The sequence below is a fragment of the Streptomyces sp. NPDC002680 genome, assembly GCF_042889145.1.
In the GTDB taxonomy this organism is placed as follows: Bacteria; Actinomycetota; Actinomycetes; order Streptomycetales; family Streptomycetaceae; genus Streptomyces; species Streptomyces adonidis.
Map to the genome: position 1 here is coordinate 1176681 of NZ_JBIAQP010000001.1, position 16199 is coordinate 1192879.

Here is a 16199-nt window from a genome sequence, read left to right on the forward strand (position 1 = left end):
TCTGCGTCACTTGCGGCCCGGGGTCCAGTTCATGCCCCAGCCGTAGGCGTGGTCGACGGTCCGCTGCGGGCTCACTCCGCGCTCGGGCACCAGATAGCGGGCCTCGCGCTGGACCATCAGATCGCCGCCCGTGTTGGTGATCAGGGCGAGCGCGCACACCGTGGAGGGCACCGTGCACTCGTCGAGCGAGAAGTCGACGGCCGCGCCGTTCGCCGGGGTCAGCGTGACCGTGGCGTGCAGGTCGGCGAAGGAACGTGCGCCCGCGTAGATGGTCACGAAGATGAGGATGCGCCGGAAGGCCTGTTTGTGGTCCAGGTTGACGGTGAGGTTCTCCCCGCTGGACATGGCGCCGGTGCGGTCGTCGCCGTCGAGGTGGATGTACGGCGGCTGGTGCAGTGCCCCGAAGGCGTTGCCGAGGGACTGGACGACGCCCTTGCTGCCGTCGGAGAGCTCGAAGAGGGCGCACAGGTCGAGGTCGAGATCGGAGTGCTGGGCGATCGCCCGGCCGAGTTTGCTGCCCCACCCCGAGAACTGCTTGTGCACCTGCCAGTTGAGGTTGACGCGCAGCGCGCCCGAGGTCCCGCCCTGCTTGGTGAGCGAGACGGACGGGGCCTCCTTGGTGAGCGTCACCTTGGTCAGGCGTACCGGCGTCGTGGGAGGGGCGGGCGGGGGCGGGGTCATGGGCGGTGCGACCGGCGGGCGCATGGTCACCGGAGGTGCGACGGGCGGAGGCGTGGGGGCGGCGGCCTGCGGGACGGGTGTGTGCTGGGGCTCGTCCACGGTGATGCCGAAGTCCGTGGCCAGCCCTGCCAGGCCGCTGCTGTAGCCCTGCCCGACCGCGCGGAACTTCCAGGCGCCCTGCCTGCGGTAGAACTCGCCGAGCACGAACGCCGTTTCGACACTGGCGCCCGCGTTGTCGAAGCGGGCGACCACCGTGCCCTGCGCCGCGTCCCGGACCTCGATGTACAGGTCGGGGACCTGCCCGAACGTTCCTCCGTCGGCGGAGGCGGCGAGGACCACGGTCTCGACCGCGGGTTCCACGCGCGCGAGGTCGACGAGAAGGGTGTCCGTCACCCGGCCCCCGCTGTCACGCTTGCCCTCGTGCCGGACCGCGTCGGAGGAGTGCACGGGCTGGTTGTAGAAGACGAAGTCGCCGTCGGAACGGACCTTTCCGGCCACCAGCAGCAGCGCGGAGGCGTCCGCGTCGGGGACGCCCGGCCCGGAGCGCCAGCCCAGCTCGACCCGGAGCGCCGCCGTGGGCACCGGAACGTTCGATCCCTTGGACATCGACATGGCCGCCATGGCTGCCCCCATCTCTGATCGCCTCGCCGCCCAACCTATTCTCCCGGGCCTGTGAACTCCTGTTGAACTCCCCTGACGAACGCATGGGGAACGCGGGGCGACCCGTCGGTAACCCGCCCGGAACCTGGTCTTTACCTGATCTCAGCATGAGCTGGTGCCCCTTTTTGGCAAGTTCGCTCGCATTGGGGGTCCCACGTCACTGCCGACACGGAAAACAACCCTCTTATCGGTCTCCCCAACCAGCTCATCGTGGGCTTAACTTATGTGCCATGACCTCCCCCCGCTCCACCTACGGCGGTGGCTACTACTCCGCCTTCCCGGACACCCCGATCTACGACTCGCTCGTCGCCGAGCGGGGGACACCGCAGATCGCCCCGATCCGGGTCCCCGCCGCGTACGACACGGGCAGCAGCTTCAACCTGCCCGCGCTGCCGTCGGCGCTCCCCGCGCTGCCGGCCGGCCCGTCCCAGCAGACCCCCTCCTACGGCGGCGGCTACCCGCAGGCGCAGCAGCCCTCGCCGCTGCAGCAGGCGCCGGCCGCGTACATCCCGCAGCAGGCACCGCCGCGCGGCTACCCCGCAGGCGCGGGCCAGCCGATGCAGCAGCAGCGTCCGGCGGCGGCCACCGGCTACGAGGCGATGCGCCCGGCGGCTCCCCGCCCGGCCCCCGCGCCGTACCAGGAGCCGTACAACAACCAGCAGTACCGCGGGTACTGATCCGGCCCCCGGAGTGTCCGTGCCTTGGCACGATGGCGGTATGGGGAACGCGGAGCTGCACTCGATTCACATCCATCCGGTCAAGGCGTTCCGGGGCGAGTCGCCCCGGCAAGCCGAGGTGGAGCCCTGGGGGCTGGCCGGAGACCGACGCTGGGTACTGATTGACGCCGGGGGAAAGGTCGTCACACAGCGCCAGCAACCGCGTCTGGCACAGGCCGCCGCCGAGCTTCTGCCGGGCGGCGGAATTCGTCTGTCCGCGCCCGGTCGCGCGCCCCTGACCGTGTCCGTCCCGGAGGTGACGGACACGACGACGGTGGACATCTTCGGCACCAAGGTGGAGGCCGTGCCCGCCGGTGCCGGTGCGCATGCCTGGTGCAGCGGGTATCTGGGCGAGGACGTACGTCTCCTGCACATGGACGACCCGGCCACGCGCCGCGCGGTCGACCCCGGATTCGCTCGGCCCGGCGAGACCGTGAGCTTCGCCGACGGCTACCCGCTGCTGCTCACCACGCTCGCGTCGCTGGACGCGCTCAACTCCCTGATCGCGCGGGGGGATCATCCGCAGGAGGGCCCTCTCCCCATGAACCGCTTCCGACCCAACGTGGTGGTCGCGGGGACCGCCGCCTGGGCCGAGGACGGCTGGTCCCGGGTCGCCATCGGCGAGGTCGCCTTCCGGGTGGCCAAGATGTGCGGGCGGTGCGTGGTGACGACCACCGACCAGGAGACCGCGGAACGCGGACGGGAACCGCTGCGCACGCTCGGCCGCCATCGCCGCTTCGGCAACCAGCTGGTGTTCGGCCAGAACCTGGTTCCCGAGAACCCCGGGACGATCCGGGTCGGCGATCCGTTCAGGATCCTCGCGTAGGCGGGAACACCGGCACGGGGCCTGACCGTTGGCTTTGGTGAGAAGTTCACGAGACGGCCGGTAAGAGCCGGTGAGAGGTGATTTCGCTCTCTCTTCGACCGGCTTTGTGCGTGAACTGCTCCGACCGGGGTTATCACGGAGCGGGAAGGGGGTGCGGCCTTGCGGGCGATCGGCGGACTCTGGCGCTGGCGGCACAATCCGCTGCGCCGCGCGACCGACCTGGCCGAGGCCTGGGTGGCGCTGGCGGCCCTGCTGCTGATCCTGCTGGCGGCGCCCCTGATCGGCCTCCTGGTGGGCGGTGTCGCCCAGGACGCGCTGCAACAGGCCGTACGGGACCAGCGCGAGGCCCGGCATCTCGTGACGGCCACCGTGGTCAAGAAGCTCGCCCGCTCCCCGCTGGAGCCCGACCCCGAGACGTCCTCCGGGCGGGACGCCAGAAGCCGTGTGGAGGCCGACTGGACGGGGCCTGACGGCACCGAGCAGCACGGCAAGGTCCTGGCGAACCTCAAGACCCCGCATCCCGGCGACCACTTCACGCTGTGGACGGACGGACAGGGGCGAATAACCGCCCGCCCACTGGACACCGCCACCGCGACGACCCACGCGGTTCTCGCGGGCTTCGGCGCGACCGTCCTGTCGGCCGGGTTCGTCGAGGGCTGTCGGCGCCTGATCGTCTGGCGCATGGTCCGTCGCCGGTACGCCCGTTGGGACCAGGCATGGGACCGGGCCGGACCCGACTGGGGCCGGACCGGGACCGGCAGTTGACCTCGTTCCGGCTCTGGTCAACCCACCGTGCCCGCGCACGCTACGGTGGACCGGCCGACATCGTTCGGCACCTTCCGCGACATCCCGCGTTCCACGAGGTGGGGGCACAGCAGCGCCATGGCACAGGGCACGGTCCAGGTGACGCACACCGGCACATCGAGGTGGCGGCGCCGCACGGGTGAGTACGCGTCGCTCGCCGCCGCCCTGGAGGCCGCGGCGGACGGCGACGTCCTCACGGTCGCCCCCGGCACCTACCGGGAGAACCTCGTCGTCCAGCGTGCGGTGACGCTGCGCGGCCCCGAGGGCTCCCCCGGCTCCGTGCGCATCGCACCCGTCGACGGTGTGCCGCTCACCGTGCGCGCCTCCGCGGTCGTCCAGGACCTGCATGTGGAGGGCCAGGACTCGACCGCGCCCGCCCTGCTCGTCGAGGAGGGCACGCCGGAACTGCTGGACCTGCGGATCGTTACGCGGTCCGCCGCCGGCATCGAGGTGCGCGGCGGCGCGCGCCCGACGGTCCGGCGCTGCACGGTCGACAACCCTGCCGGTGCCGGAATCGCCGTACTGGACGGCGCGGGCGGGGTGTTCGAGGAGTGCGAGGTCGTCGCGGCCGGGCAGGCGGGCGTGACCGTGCGCGACGGCGGGCATCCGCGTCTGGAGCGCTGCCGGGTGCACCACGCCTCGGGCGTCGGGCTGTCCGTCTCGGGCGAGAACTCGGCGCTGGAGGGCATCGGTTGTGAGGTGTACGAGGTCAAGGGCAGCGGCGTCCAGGTCACCGGCCGGGCCACCGCCCACCTCACCGACTGCGATGTGCACCGGACGTCCGCGGACGGCGTGACGCTCGACACCGACGCCGTACTGACGCTCGCCGACTGCCGTATCCACGACATCCCGGAGAACGCGGTCGATCTGCGGTCCCGCTCGGTCCTCACGCTGACGCGCACGACGGTGCGTCAGTTCGGGCGCAACGGGCTGTCGGTGTGGGATCCGGGCACGCGTGTGGACGCCAACCAGTGCGAGATCTTCGACAGCACCGGTGACTACCCGGCGGTGTGGATCAGCGACGGCGCCACGGCGGTCCTGGAGTCCTGCCGGGTGCACGACGTGCCGGACGCGCTGTTCGTGCTCGACCGGGGCTCCCGCGCGGACGTCGTCGACAGCGACCTGACACAGGTCCGCAACACGGCCGTGTCGGTCAGCGACGGCGCGACCGCCCAGCTCGACGACTGCCGGATCAAGGACGCGGCGACCGGTGCCTGGTTCCGCGACCACGGCAGCGGCGGCACGCTCAACGGCTGCACGGTGGTCGGCACCCAGACCGGCGTGATCGTCACCAAGGGGGCGGATCCCACAGTCGAGCGCTGCACGGTCGACTCCCCCGCCGAGGCGGGCTTCTATGTGTCGGCGGGCGGCCGGGGCACCTTCCTGAACTGCCGGGTGACGGGCAGTGAGGGCTATGGCTTCCATGTCATAGACGGCTGCCGGACGACGCTGACGAAGTGCCGCACGGAGCGGTGCGCGCGCGGTGGTTACGAGTTCGCGGAGGGCGGGCCCGGCACGGCCCCCGGTGGCGGTCCGGTCGTCGAGGACTGCACCAGCGACGAGAGCGCGGCGCTGCGGCCGTCCCCGGTGCCGGAGACGGCCGTGCAGACGGTCACACAGTCGCCGGGACTGCTGGGCTCGATCCCGGGCCAGCGCACCACCGAGCAGGACTCGGCGGGCACCGCCCCGGAGCCGGAGAAGGCCGCGCGGTCCTCGAAGGACGTGCTCGGTGAACTCGACGCGCTGGTGGGCCTGGAGAGCGTCAAGCGCGAGGTGCGGGCCCTCACCGACATGATCGAGGTCGGCCGGCGCCGCCAGCTGGCGGGCCTCAAGGCGGCCTCCGCCCGCCGCCATCTGGTCTTCACGGGCTCCCCCGGTACCGGCAAGACAACGGTCGCCCGGCTCTACGGCGAGATCCTGGCGGCGCTCGGCGTCCTGGAGAAGGGCCATCTCGTCGAGGTGTCCCGGGTGGACCTGGTCGGCGAGCACATCGGTTCGACGGCGATCCGCACCCAGGAGGCCTTCGACCGGGCGCGCGGTGGTGTGCTGTTCATCGACGAGGCGTACGCGCTGTCCCCGGAGGACTCCGCCCGGGACTTCGGCAAGGAGGCCATCGACACCCTGGTGAAGCTGATGGAGGACCACCGGGAGGCCGTCGTCGTGATCGTCGCGGGCTACACGGCCGAGATGGACCGCTTCCTGTCGGTCAACCCCGGCGTGGCGTCCCGTTTCTCACGGACCATCACCTTCGGTGACTACGGCCCCGAGGAACTGCTGCGGATCGTGGAGCAGCAGTCGGAGGAGCACGAGTACCGCCTCGGCCCGGGCTCCCCCGAGGCCCTCCTGAAGTACTTCACGGAGATCCCCAAGGGAGCGACGTTCGGCAACGGCCGTACGGCCCGGCAGACGTTCGAGGCGATGGTCGAGCGGCACGCGGGCCGGGTCGCCCAGCACCCCGAGCCGAGCACGGACGACCTGACCCTGCTCTACCCGGAGGACCTGCCCGAGCTGCCCTGAGCGGGCACCCCTTCGCGGGGCCGCAGCCGCGCCAGCAGCTCCTCGCGCTCCTCGGCGAAGGCCGGATCAGCTTGGTAATCCGAGTGGCCGAGGATCGGCGCGGGCAGCGGATGCTCCTTGGTACGGCCGTAGGCGAGCGGGTCCTTGAGCGGCGCGCGGTCCACCTCGGGGCCGCAGTCGCCGGGCAGGTGTACGGGGCCGCCGATGGGGTCGGTGAGCCGGTACAGGTTGCGCCAGCAGGCCACGTCGTGGTGCAGCGAGGTGAGGGCGGCGGGGCCGAAGTGGGCCGGGAACCAGCGCCCGTACAGCCGCTCCAGCGGTGAGCCGTACGTCAGCAGCGCGACGCGCTTGCGCACGGACGGCTTGAGCTGCCAGGCGGCGGCCGCCGCGAGGACGCTGCCCTGGGAGTGGCCGGAGATGACCAGTCGGCCGCCGGTCTCCTCTGTCCAGGTGGCCATGCGCCAGGTCAGGTCGGGCACGGCACGCTCGGCGTAGCAGGGCGGTGCGAAGGGGTGGGCGGCGCGGGGCCAGAAGGTGCCGACGTCCCAGAGGATGCCGATGGTGCGCCGCGCGGAGGCGTCCTTGTAGGCGCGCCGCCCCCAGGTGACGAACAGCAGGAAACCGACTCCGATCAGCCAGGATCCCAGTGCCTGGGCGGTCTCGGCGGAGCCCTGCACGATGGCGTACGAGCCGTGCGAGGCGTCCCCGGGCGTGTCGTCCGTGAGCTGGGCCCCGGCCAGTGCGGCGGCGCCCAGCAGCAGTGTCACGGCGGAGGTGATGCCGAGGATGCGGGGTCCCCGGTCGGTGAGGGCGGCCATCGCGCGCGTGCTCGCGATCCGGCGGGTACGCGCGTCGTCCATGCGCTCCCCGGAACCGTCGTCGTAGTCACGTTCCACGGCCTCCAGCTCGCCACGGCGCAGTTGCAGGGTGCGCCGGGCCAGCCAGCCGACCAGGCCCAGGACGACCAGGAGGACGGCCGGGATCACGGACGCCTGCCAGGTCAGCAGGACGGGCGGGCCCGCGATGGTGCCGCCGGTCCCGTCCAGCCAGTCGGCGACCCGCTGGGACACACCGCCCGACATCACGCCGCCCAGCGCGCAGGCGAGCGTCGCGACGGCGGGTCCGGCGAAGCCGCGCATGGCGGCACGCGGGTCGGGGTGGGCGCGGTACAGCAGGTGGGCGACGACGGCCAGGACGAGGACGAGGAGGCCCTGGAGCAGCGCGAGGGTGCCGAAGGTCGTGTCGCCCGGCAGCCGACCCGTCGACCGCCAGCCGGGGCGCGACCAGCCGGCGTACACGGCCGTCAGGAGCAGCAGTGCGAGCGCGCCGCCCGGGAGGAGGCGGACGAGCCGGGCGTCGAGTTCCTTGTCGAGGCGTCTCTCGCTGCGCCCCCGACGGCACACCACCCACACCACGGCGACGGCGCCCGCGATCAGCGCCACGTCCAGGAGCCGGGCCAGCGCCTCCAGGACCGCCGGACCGCCGGGTTCGCGGTCGTGGCGGGCGGCGGCGGAGCCGAGGGCGGCGGCGACCGTCAGCAGGCCGGCCGCGGTGTGCGCGGCGCGCAGCCGGGCGACCAGTCGCCGCCCGTACCAGAACCCGGGCCGCCCCAGCGCCGTACGGATGTTGTCGTCGGCGGCCTCGGGGGCGTGGGTCAGCGGTTTCTGGGACTCGTACGCACTCCAGGTGCGGCGGGACAGGAACCACAGCAGGCCGGTGAGGGCGGCGGGCACCACGGCGGCCAGGGCGAGGCGGCGGCCCGGCTCGCTCCACCAGCCGCCGTCCGACTCGGTCGGCGAGAGGAAGCCCAGCCAGGAGTGCGCCTCGGCGCACGCGCGCGTGCCCGCGCACTGCCAGGCCGTCAGGTCGAGGGCGACCTCGCAGGCGGCGGCGACCAGCAGAACGGTGAGGGTCAGACCGGCGAGGCGCACCAGAAGGCCGTACAGCCGGACCGTGCCCGGCCGGTTGCGGGCGGTGGGGCGCATCCAATGGGCGAGGTTGACAACCATGAAGGGCAGCAGCAACAGCCACAGGGCGCGCGTGCCGTTGCCGGAGGTGAGGTTGCACCAGACGTACGCCTCGCGCACCGGTGCGCCGTCCGGATCGACGGGACGGTCCTCCGCGTCCGCGTCGTCCACGCGCCGAAAGACGGCGGCCGTGTCGTCGCCGGTGACGCGGATGGTCCGTGGATCGTTGAGCATCTTCTCGGGCGTGGCGCCGCCCACGCCGTGGACCAGCAGTTCCAGGGCGATACCGCTGGTCGCCCCCGTCTTCTCAAGCGGTCTCGCCGCGTCGTTCGCCCCGGACTTCGAGGCTCGTTCCTGTGCCTGTTCCACTGTTCGCACTTCCCCCGTTGCTCGTACTTCCCCCGTGTCACACCGACGGCTGTCGTCCGGTCGGGAACGATGCCGTGCGGGACTTGAGGATCTCCGTCGAGTGGGCTGCGTACACCTCTCGTCACGGAATCTCCCCGATCCGTGTGACGTGCGAGGAGCCCGTGTTGCCAGGGTGACATGTTCGCGTCGTGACGGGCAGTGGCGCGACGAGTACCGGCCCATGCGAGTATGGGACGTCCGCCGGGCCGGTAGCAGGAGGAATGTCCTTGTCGGAGCGGGTGCGCAGCAGGTTTCCAGCGGGTGTGCGGGACGGGTCGGAGATGGTGGGGGCGAGTGGACCGACAGGCCCGGAGGAACCCCGGAAGGACGTGGAGCGGTCGTGAATGACAACCAGAACCTCCTCGCGGAGCAGCGGCGCGCCCTGATCCTCGACGAGGTACGGCGGCGCGGGGGCGTTCGCGTCAACGAACTGACCCGCAAGCTCGGCGTGTCGGACATGACGGTCCGCCGCGACCTCGACGCGCTGGCCCGCCAGGGCGTCCTGGAGAAGGTCCACGGCGGTGCGGTGCCTGTGGTCGAGGCGAGCACCCACGAGCCGGGGTTCGAGGCCAAGTCGGGCCTTGAGCTGACGGCCAAGGAGGACATCGCGCGGGCCGCGGCGGAGCTGGTCGCGCCGGGCTCGGCGATCGCGTTGTCGGGCGGGACGACGACGTACGCGCTGGCGCATCAGCTGCTGGACGTGGCGGATCTGACCGTGGTGACGAACTCGGTGCGGGTCGCTGATGTGTTCCATGCGGCGCAGCGGGTGTCGGGGCAGCGGCAGGGGGCGGCGACGGTGGTGTTGACGGGTGGGGTGCGGACGCCGTCCGACTCGCTGGTCGGGCCTGTGGCCGATCAGGCGATTGCGTCGCTGCATTTCGACGTGCTGTTTCTTGGCGTGCACGGGATATCGGTGGAAGCGGGGTTGTCGACGCCGAATCTTGCGGAGGCTGAGACCAATCGGCGGCTTGTGCAGTCCGCTCGGCGGGTTGTTGTGGTTGCCGACCACACGAAGTGGGGGACTGTGGGGTTGAGTTCGTTCGCGGCGTTGGAGCAGGTGGATACGTTGGTTACGGACTCGGGGTTGGTTTCTGAGGCTCGGGATGAGGTTTCTGAGCATTTGCGGAGGCTGGTTGTTGCTGGTGAGGGCGCCTAAGGGGGTGCCTGCGGGGGTGGGTTTGCGGGTGCTGCGCCGTTGTGGCTTGTCGCGCAGTTCCCCGCGCCCCTGAGGTTCGTCTCACCACGCGCCTGTCTGCAAGAACCGTTCGATTCTCGCCCCGTAAGGCGCGATGTTGAGGTTCTGTTCCTTTAGCCAGGTGTCCGAGTAGTACTTGTCCAGGTAGCGGTCGCCGTGGTCGCACAGGAGGGTTACCACGCTGCCCTGTTGGTTCTCTGCGACCATCTCCGCGATGATTTTGAGGGCGCTCCAGAGGCCTGTTCCCGTGGAGCCGCCTGCCTTGCGGCCGATCGTCTGTTCCAGGGCTCTCACCGCGGCGATGCTGGCCGCGTCGGGGACCTTCATCATGCGGTCCACCGCGCCGGGGACGAAGCTGGGTTCCATGCGGGGGCGGCCGATTCCTTCGATGCGGGAGCCGCAGTCGCAGGTGACGTCCGGATCGCCGGTGGTCCAGCCCTCGAAGAAACAGGAGTTCTCCGGGTCCGCTACGCAGATGCGGGTGTCGCGCTGGGTGTAGTGGACGTAGCGGGCGAGGGTCGCCGAGGTGCCGCCGGTGCCGGCCGTGGCGACGATCCACGCGGGCTCCGGAAAACGTTCCAACTCCAGTTGGCGGAAGATGGATTCGGCGATGTTGTTGTTTCCGCGCCAGTCCGTGGCCCGTTCCGCGTAGGTGAACTGGTCCATGTAGTGGCCGCCGGTCTCGGCCGCGAGGGCCGCCGAGGCCTCGTACATCTTGCGGGAGTCGTCCACGAAGTGACATCGGCCGCCGTGGAACTCGATGAGGCGGCACTTCTCGGCGCTGGTCGTGCGGGGCATCACCGCGATGAAGGGCACGCCGATCAGTTTCGCGAAGTACGCCTCGGAGACGGCCGTGGAGCCGCTGGACGCCTCGATCACCGGGCGGCCGGGACGGATCCAGCCATTGCACAGTCCGTACAGGAAGAGAGAGCGGGCGAGGCGGTGCTTGAGGCTGCCGGTGGGGTGGGTCGACTCGTCCTTCAGATACAGGTCGATACCCCACTTCTCGGGCAGCGGGAAGCGCAGCAGGTGCGTGTCGGCCGAGCGGTTGGCGTCGGCCTGGACCTTGCGGACGGCCTCTTTGAGCCAGGCACGGTAGTCGGCGTCACTGCGGTCGACGTCGAGCGTGTCGAGGGTTTCGGCGGTCCCGGTGGGGTCGGGGATGCTCACGTCGGGCTCCTTGTGATGCGCGTGCCGACGGCGTCCTTGCGCAGCCGTACGTTCTGATCATAGACACCTTCCACACGCCTCTCACCTGCATAAACATCCCTTTGGGCGGATCAAAGGCAGGCCTGTGGACAGAGGGCGGCAGCGGGTCGGGCGGGAGCCGGCGGGTGGTGGGGCGCATCCCGGTGAGTGCTTCCGCCGGTTGCCGCAGAGTGCCGTACGCACTGGTGCTCGACGCCGGGGGCAGGCAGACTGCAACGCACGGGGGCGCACAATGGATCACGTTCCAGGCGGGATCACCACGCATCTCGGCGGAAGCCGACAAGGGGGCGGAGCATCATGGCGGAGCCGGAGTTCACGGCCACGGGCGTGCGAATCGGGAAGAGGCTGCGCTCCCTCACCCGGGCCGGGCAGGTCCGGATCAGCGACGGCAGGCTGGAGCTGCTCACCAGCTACGGCAGCGAGATCGACAGCGCTCCCGTGCAGGCGGTGCGCGCGTCGAAGCCGTGGTTCGCGGCCGACGACCGGGCGCTCGCGGACCTCAACGGCCAGCGCTATCTGCTGACCCTGGGGGATCACGACCCCGCACCGGGCGAGACCGGGCCGCCCGCGGCACGCCGGTTCATAGAGGCCGTACGCAAGGCGGCGGGGCGCGGGCGCTGAGCAGGCCGGGGACCGCGGGGCCGTATCTCGTACGGACACCTGGCGTGCTGTGCGCCATGCCGCGAGTTGCGGGTTTCCCTCCCCTGAGCCACGCTTGTCACACGTCACTCTGGGTTTACCGGCGATAACGCTGCGAACCAGCCCGCCGGCCACGACAGCAGGCGGCCATTGCACACAGGCATTCTGCTGGATCCGATCTCGTGTCTTCTTCCGGACCTCAATTCGGGGAGTCGCAAGCCGTGATCAGCCACCCAAGCAGGCACTGCACGGTGGAGCTGCAAGCTCTTCCGTCGCGGATCGGCCAGGTCCGCAGAATCGTCTCTGCACAATTGCGCTACTGGCATCTGGATCCCTTGATAGACCGGGCCTCGCTCGGTGTGACCGAGCTGCTGACCAACGTCCACCGGCACGCCCAGCCCGACAAGCTGTGCACCGTGGAGATCGAGGTCCTGCTCGACCGGCTCACCGTCTCGGTGCACGACAACGACCCGCGCATTCCCGAGCTGCGGGACGCGGATCCCACCGCCACCTGCGGACGCGGCCTCGCGATGGTCGCCGCGGTGAGCGAGAGCTGGGGTGTGCGGCCGGACGGCGAGTCCGGGAAGGTCGTGTGGTTCACGCTGCCGACGGTCGCGCCGGTGGTGGCCGCCCCGGAGACCCGGCCCGCGAGCGCGACGCCCGTGCGTCAGGTGTTCGAGGAGCCGCTGTGCGACGACAAGGGGTACAAGCCGGGGGTTCACCGGCGCAGGCCGGAACACGCTCCCGCCCGGTCGGCCGTCGCAGGCTGACCGGGCGGTGACCTCCGGCGTCCCTCCCCTTTCTTGGTCTCCGTACGTCACTCGGTGGCAATGGCTCGCAGTACGTCCAGGCGAGCCGCCCGCCGGGCCGGGCGCAGGCCCGCGAGTGCTCCGGCGGCGACGCCCACCAGGGCCACGATCAGGAGTTGGGTGGGCGGCAGCGCGAAGGCGAAGGCGCTGTCGCTCGCGCCATCCGAGGCCTTCACCAGCACCCAGCCGAGGAAGCCGCCGAGGCCGAGCCCGCCCACGGTGCCGAAGGCGGCGACGAGGACCGACTCCCAGCGGACCATGGCGCGCAGTTGGGCGCGGGTCTGGCCGACGGCCCTCAACAGGCCGAGTTCGCGGGTGCGTTCGTGGATGGCGAGGGTCAGGGTGTTGGCGATGCCGAGCAGTGCGATGAGGACGGCCAGGGCGAGCAGCGCGTAGACGAGGGTGAGCATCATGTCGATGCCTCCGGCCGACGACTGGGCGTATTCGTCGCGGGTCTGGACTTCGGGGTCGCCGTATCGTGCGGCGACCTGTTCCACCGCTGCCTTGCCCGCGTCCGTGCTCACACCGTCCTTGAAGGAGACCGCGACGAGAGTGTCGGAGTCCTGGGTGCGGTGCGGGGCCCAGGCGGCGCGGGTGACGACGTACTCGCCGGCGAGTTCGGACCGGCCGTAGACCGCGCGGACCGTGAAGGTCTCCTTCTCGCCGTCGGTGAAGGTCAGTTGGGTCGTGTCGCCGGTCTTCAAGTGCTGCCGGTCGGCTTCCGACTCCGTGATGGCGATGCCGTCGGTGCCCAGGTTGTCGAGCGAGCCGTGGATCTGGCCGAGGTCGAAGACCTTGCCGAGGGTGACGGGGTCGGTGACGGTCAACGCCCGCCCCTTGCCGTCGACTTCGGCGACTCCTCGGCCGAGTCCGACGGCGTCCGCCACCACGGGCTGCTCGGCGATCGCGGGTGCGAGGGCGGGGCTGAGTCCGCTGCCGCCCGCGCCGAACGACGGGGTGCTCACGGCGACATCGCCCGCGAAGGACCGCGACACGGTCTGGTCCATGGTCGCCTTCAGCGAGGCACCGAACACCGTGAACAGCGAGACGACGGCCACGCCGATCATCAGGGCGCTCGCGGTGGCGGCGGTCCGCCTGGGGCTGCGCAGGGCGTTGCGGCGGGCGAGGGCGCCGGTGACTCCGCGCAGCCTGTCGAGGGGGCCGCCGAGGATTCGTACGACGGTGGTCGACGCGACGGGACCCAGGACCACGAAGGCGACAAGGGCCAGTACGGCGCCAAGTCCCGCCAGCCACAAGGACGGTGAGACCAGGACGCCGGTCAGCGTCATGGCGATCGCGAGGGCGCCGAGGCCCGCGCCGGTGACCGCCCGGACGGACGAGGCGCCCGACTGGTCGACGGCCGTCTCGCGGAGTGCGGCCAGGGGTGCGGTGCGGCCGGCGCGTACGGCGGGCAGCAGGGCGGAGCCCAGGCAGACCACGATGCCGACTGCGAGCGGCAGCAGCAAGGACAGCCAGCCGATCACCAAGTCGCCCTCGGGGAAGGGGAATCCGATGGCCGGGAACAGCGCCTGGAGGCCCGCGGCGATGGCGATGCCACCGGCGAGACCCGCGATCGACGCCGTCACGGCGACGGCGGTCGCCTCGACGAGCGTGGCCGCGGTGACCTGGCGCCGGGACGCCCCCAGCGCCCTCAACAGGGCGTTCTCGCGGGTGCGTTGGGCGACGACGATCGCGAAGGTGTTGTGGATGGAGAAGGTCGCGACCAGGATCGCCACGCCCGAGAAGACAAGCAGGAACAGGGTGAAGATGGTCAGGAACTGGCTGGAGATCATCTCGGTGTTCTCCTCGGCCGACTCCTGACCGGTGATGGCCTCAACTCCCTTGGGCAGTACGGACGTCAGCCGGTCCACCAGCTCCTGCTGCCCCACGCCGGGACCGGCCCGCACCTGGATGCTCGTCGCCTCTCCGGGCCTCGCCGTGAGGTATTTCTCGGCGTCGGCCTGCGTCATCCCGGTGAACGTCACCTGTGCCATGCCGTCCTCGCCCGCGAAGGTCGCGAGGCCGACGATCGTCACCTTGACCGGGTCGGGCGTACGCAGGATCGTCGTGTCGCCGATCTTCAGGTCGCCCTTCTTCGCCGTACCCCGGTTGACGACGACCTCGCCTGACTTCGACGGGGCGCGTCCTTCGGCGAGTTGGTACGGGTTCAGCTTCGGGTCGGTGATCCAGTTGCCGGCGAGGGTGGGCGGGCCCTGGCCGCCGATGGGGTCGCCGTCGGCGGAGATGAGCTGGCCCGCGCCCTGGATGTTGGGGGCGGCGGCCGCGACGCCCGGGACCTGCTCGACGGTTTCGACCAGGTCGGTGGGGACCGGCTGGCGTACGCCCTCGCTCTCGCCGGGGGTGGTGATGGCGTCGGCGCTGCGGACGACGGCGTCCGTGCCGCTGGTCGCCTCGCCGAACATGGTGTCGAAGCTGGCACGCAGGGTGTCACCCATGACCAGGGTCCCGGCCAGGAAGGCGACACCGAGGAACACCGCCAGGAACGTACCGGCGAAGCGGCGCTTGTGCGCGCGGAGAGAGGACATGCTGATGCGGACGGTGGGACGGAGAGGGTGCAAGGGGTCGCTCATGACGGCACCTCGAAGGCTTTCAAGCGGTCCAGGACCTTGTCGGCGGTCGGGGATTCCATCCGATCGACCAGTCGGCCGTCGGCCAAGAAGAGCACCTGGTCCGCGTGGGCGGCGGCGACCGGGTCGTGGGTGACCATGACGACCGTGCGATCCATGTCGCGTACCGCACGGCCGAGCAGGCCGAGGACCTCCTCGCCGGAGCGCGAGTCGAGGTTGCCGGTCGGTTCGTCGGCGAAGACGACGTCGGGCCGGCCGGCGAACGCCCTTGCCACGGCGACGCGTTGCTGCTGACCGCCGGAGAGTTCGGCGGGGCGGTGGTGGAGCCGGTCGCGCAGGCCGACGACGTCGACGAGCGCGTCGATCCACTCCCGGTCGCCGTCCCCGCCCGCGAGGTCGATCGGGAGCCGGATGTTCTCGGCGACGGTCAGCGTCGGCACCAGGTTGAACGCCTGGAAGACGAAGCCGATCCGGTCGCGGCGCAGGAGGGTGAGGCGCCGGTCGTCGAGCGAGCCCAGTTCGGTGTCGCCGATGAACGCGGCGCCGGAGGTGAGGGTGTCCAGGCCCGCCGCGCAGTGCATCAGGGTGGACTTGCCGGAGCCGGAGGGCCCCATGATCGCGGTGAAGCGCCCGGCCGGAAAGCCGACGCTCACGCCGTCGAGGGCCCGTACGGCGGTGTCGCCACCGCCGTACACCTTCACCGCGTCGACGACCTGGGCCGCCGTACGGGTCGTGGTGGTGGCGGTGGTCATACCGCACCGCCCTTGCCCGCACGGCCGCCCGTGGCACCGAACTGCTCGTCCAGGACGGAGAGCCGCCGCCAGTACTCGTCCTCGTCGATCTCGCCGGAGGCGAAACGCCGGCCGAGGACGGCGAGGGGCGCGTCGCCGGAGAGGCGGTCCTGGGCGCCGTAGCGCCCGTCCATCGCGCGCCACGGGCCGCCGCGACGTCCGCGCCAGACCGTGCGGCGCAGGACGGTGACCACGCCGATCACGACGGCCGCCCAGATCAGCGGGAAGAAGAGGATCCAGGGGCCGGGGCCGCCGTCCCAGTTCGCGAGGGTGTTCATGTCGAGTCATCTCCCGGGTAGGGGTTGTGTGCGATGACTCCACGTTCGCGCCGGGAGGGGGTCCGGGTCGTCGTACGGCCGGCGGGAGTGCGCGTACCTCCCAGGGAGTAC

General features: G+C 71.2%; 13 protein-coding genes. 7 read left to right on the forward strand and 6 right to left on the reverse strand.

Annotated elements, in window-relative coordinates; genetic code table 11:
* Window positions 1–6 precede the first annotated feature (6 nt).
* Window positions 7–1287 (reverse strand): TerD family protein, encoded by a 1281-nt coding sequence (locus ACFYXF_RS05340; RefSeq protein ID WP_389348469.1) that lies wholly within the window; start codon window positions 1285–1287, stop codon window positions 7–9.
* A gap of 284 nt (window positions 1288–1571) precedes the next feature.
* On the opposite strand from ACFYXF_RS05340, the gene ACFYXF_RS05345 reads away from it, so the two are divergent.
* From ACFYXF_RS05345 to ACFYXF_RS05360, 4 genes are all read left to right on the forward strand, one after another.
* Window positions 1572–2018 (forward strand): DUF6643 family protein, encoded by a 447-nt coding sequence (locus ACFYXF_RS05345; protein ID WP_369031898.1) that lies wholly within the window; start codon window positions 1572–1574, stop codon window positions 2016–2018.
* Window positions 2019–2058: 40 nt separating this feature from the next.
* On the forward strand, window positions 2059–2883 hold the full coding sequence (locus tag ACFYXF_RS05350) for an MOSC domain-containing protein (RefSeq protein ID WP_389348198.1): 825 nt from the start codon (window positions 2059–2061) through the stop codon (window positions 2881–2883).
* A gap of 159 nt (window positions 2884–3042) precedes the next feature.
* A complete protein-coding gene (locus tag ACFYXF_RS05355; protein WP_389348199.1) occupies window positions 3043–3648 on the forward strand; it encodes a hypothetical protein in 606 nt (201 codons plus the stop codon).
* A 117-nt stretch (window positions 3649–3765) separates the two neighbouring features.
* On the forward strand, window positions 3766–6204 hold the full coding sequence (locus ACFYXF_RS05360) for a right-handed parallel beta-helix repeat-containing protein (protein ID WP_389348200.1): 2439 nt from the start codon (window positions 3766–3768) through the stop codon (window positions 6202–6204).
* Here ACFYXF_RS05360 and ACFYXF_RS05365 read toward each other — a convergent pair.
* Window positions 6174–8540, reverse strand: coding sequence for a hypothetical protein (locus tag ACFYXF_RS05365; RefSeq protein WP_389348201.1), 2367 nt, complete (start codon window positions 8538–8540; stop codon window positions 6174–6176). The two genes, ACFYXF_RS05360 and ACFYXF_RS05365, sit on opposite strands and share 31 nt — an antisense overlap.
* Window positions 8541–8919: 379 nt before the next feature.
* On the opposite strand from ACFYXF_RS05365, the gene ACFYXF_RS05370 reads away from it, so the two are divergent.
* Window positions 8920–9735 carry a DeoR/GlpR family DNA-binding transcription regulator gene (locus tag ACFYXF_RS05370; RefSeq protein WP_369031903.1) on the forward strand — a complete coding sequence of 272 codons (816 nt, stop codon included), beginning with the start codon at window positions 8920–8922 and terminating at the stop codon, window positions 9733–9735.
* 81 nt (window positions 9736–9816) lie between these two features.
* Here the strand turns inward: ACFYXF_RS05370 and ACFYXF_RS05375 are convergent, their stop codons facing one another.
* Window positions 9817–10944, reverse strand: coding sequence for a PLP-dependent cysteine synthase family protein (locus tag ACFYXF_RS05375; protein ID WP_389348202.1), 1128 nt, complete (start codon window positions 10942–10944; stop codon window positions 9817–9819).
* Between the two features lie 336 nt (window positions 10945–11280).
* Between ACFYXF_RS05375 and ACFYXF_RS05380 the strand changes: the two genes are divergently transcribed.
* Together ACFYXF_RS05380 and ACFYXF_RS05385 are read left to right on the forward strand one after the other, a co-directional pair.
* The gene (locus ACFYXF_RS05380; RefSeq protein ID WP_369031904.1) at window positions 11281–11604 is read left to right on the forward strand and encodes a hypothetical protein; all 324 of its coding nucleotides are present in this window, start codon (window positions 11281–11283) and stop codon (window positions 11602–11604) included.
* 239 nt (window positions 11605–11843) lie between these two features.
* On the forward strand, window positions 11844–12392 hold the full coding sequence (locus ACFYXF_RS05385) for an ATP-binding protein (RefSeq protein WP_389348203.1): 549 nt from the start codon (window positions 11844–11846) through the stop codon (window positions 12390–12392).
* 47 nt (window positions 12393–12439) lie between these two features.
* Here the strand turns inward: ACFYXF_RS05385 and ACFYXF_RS05390 are convergent, their stop codons facing one another.
* Genes ACFYXF_RS05390 through ACFYXF_RS05400 form a run of 3 tightly spaced genes read right to left on the reverse strand, consistent with a single transcriptional unit; the run spans window position 12440 to window position 16088 of the window.
* On the reverse strand, window positions 12440–15022 hold the full coding sequence (locus ACFYXF_RS05390; RefSeq protein WP_389348204.1) for an ABC transporter permease: 2583 nt from the start codon (window positions 15020–15022) through the stop codon (window positions 12440–12442).
* Window positions 15019–15771 carry an ABC transporter ATP-binding protein gene (locus ACFYXF_RS05395; RefSeq protein WP_389348205.1) on the reverse strand — a complete coding sequence of 251 codons (753 nt, stop codon included), beginning with the start codon at window positions 15769–15771 and terminating at the stop codon, window positions 15019–15021. Before ACFYXF_RS05395 ends, ACFYXF_RS05390 begins: the two co-directional genes overlap by 4 nt.
* Window positions 15768–16088: an SHOCT domain-containing protein gene (locus tag ACFYXF_RS05400; RefSeq protein ID WP_389348206.1), complete on the reverse strand. Its 321-nt coding sequence runs from the start codon at window positions 16086–16088 to the stop codon at window positions 15768–15770. Before ACFYXF_RS05400 ends, ACFYXF_RS05395 begins: the two co-directional genes overlap by 4 nt.
* Window positions 16089–16199: the final 111 nt, after the last annotated feature.

Excerpts from the sequence above, each read along its gene's own strand:
- ACFYXF_RS05340 (WP_389348469.1), bottom strand. The coding sequence starts at position 1,287 with ATGTCCAAGGGATCGAACGTTCCGGTGCCCACGGCGGCGCTCCGGGTC.
- ACFYXF_RS05345 (WP_369031898.1), top strand. The coding sequence starts at position 1,572 with ATGACCTCCCCCCGCTCCACCTACGGCGGTGGCTACTACTCCGCCTTC.
- ACFYXF_RS05350 (WP_389348198.1), top strand. The coding sequence starts at position 2,059 with ATGGGGAACGCGGAGCTGCACTCGATTCACATCCATCCGGTCAAGGCG.
- ACFYXF_RS05360 (WP_389348200.1), top strand. The coding sequence starts at position 3,766 with ATGGCACAGGGCACGGTCCAGGTGACGCACACCGGCACATCGAGGTGG.
- ACFYXF_RS05380 (WP_369031904.1), top strand. The coding sequence starts at position 11,281 with ATGGCGGAGCCGGAGTTCACGGCCACGGGCGTGCGAATCGGGAAGAGG.
- ACFYXF_RS05390 (WP_389348204.1), bottom strand. The coding sequence starts at position 15,022 with ATGAGCGACCCCTTGCACCCTCTCCGTCCCACCGTCCGCATCAGCATG.
- ACFYXF_RS05395 (WP_389348205.1), bottom strand. The coding sequence starts at position 15,771 with ATGACCACCGCCACCACCACGACCCGTACGGCGGCCCAGGTCGTCGAC.
- ACFYXF_RS05400 (WP_389348206.1), bottom strand. The coding sequence starts at position 16,088 with ATGAACACCCTCGCGAACTGGGACGGCGGCCCCGGCCCCTGGATCCTC.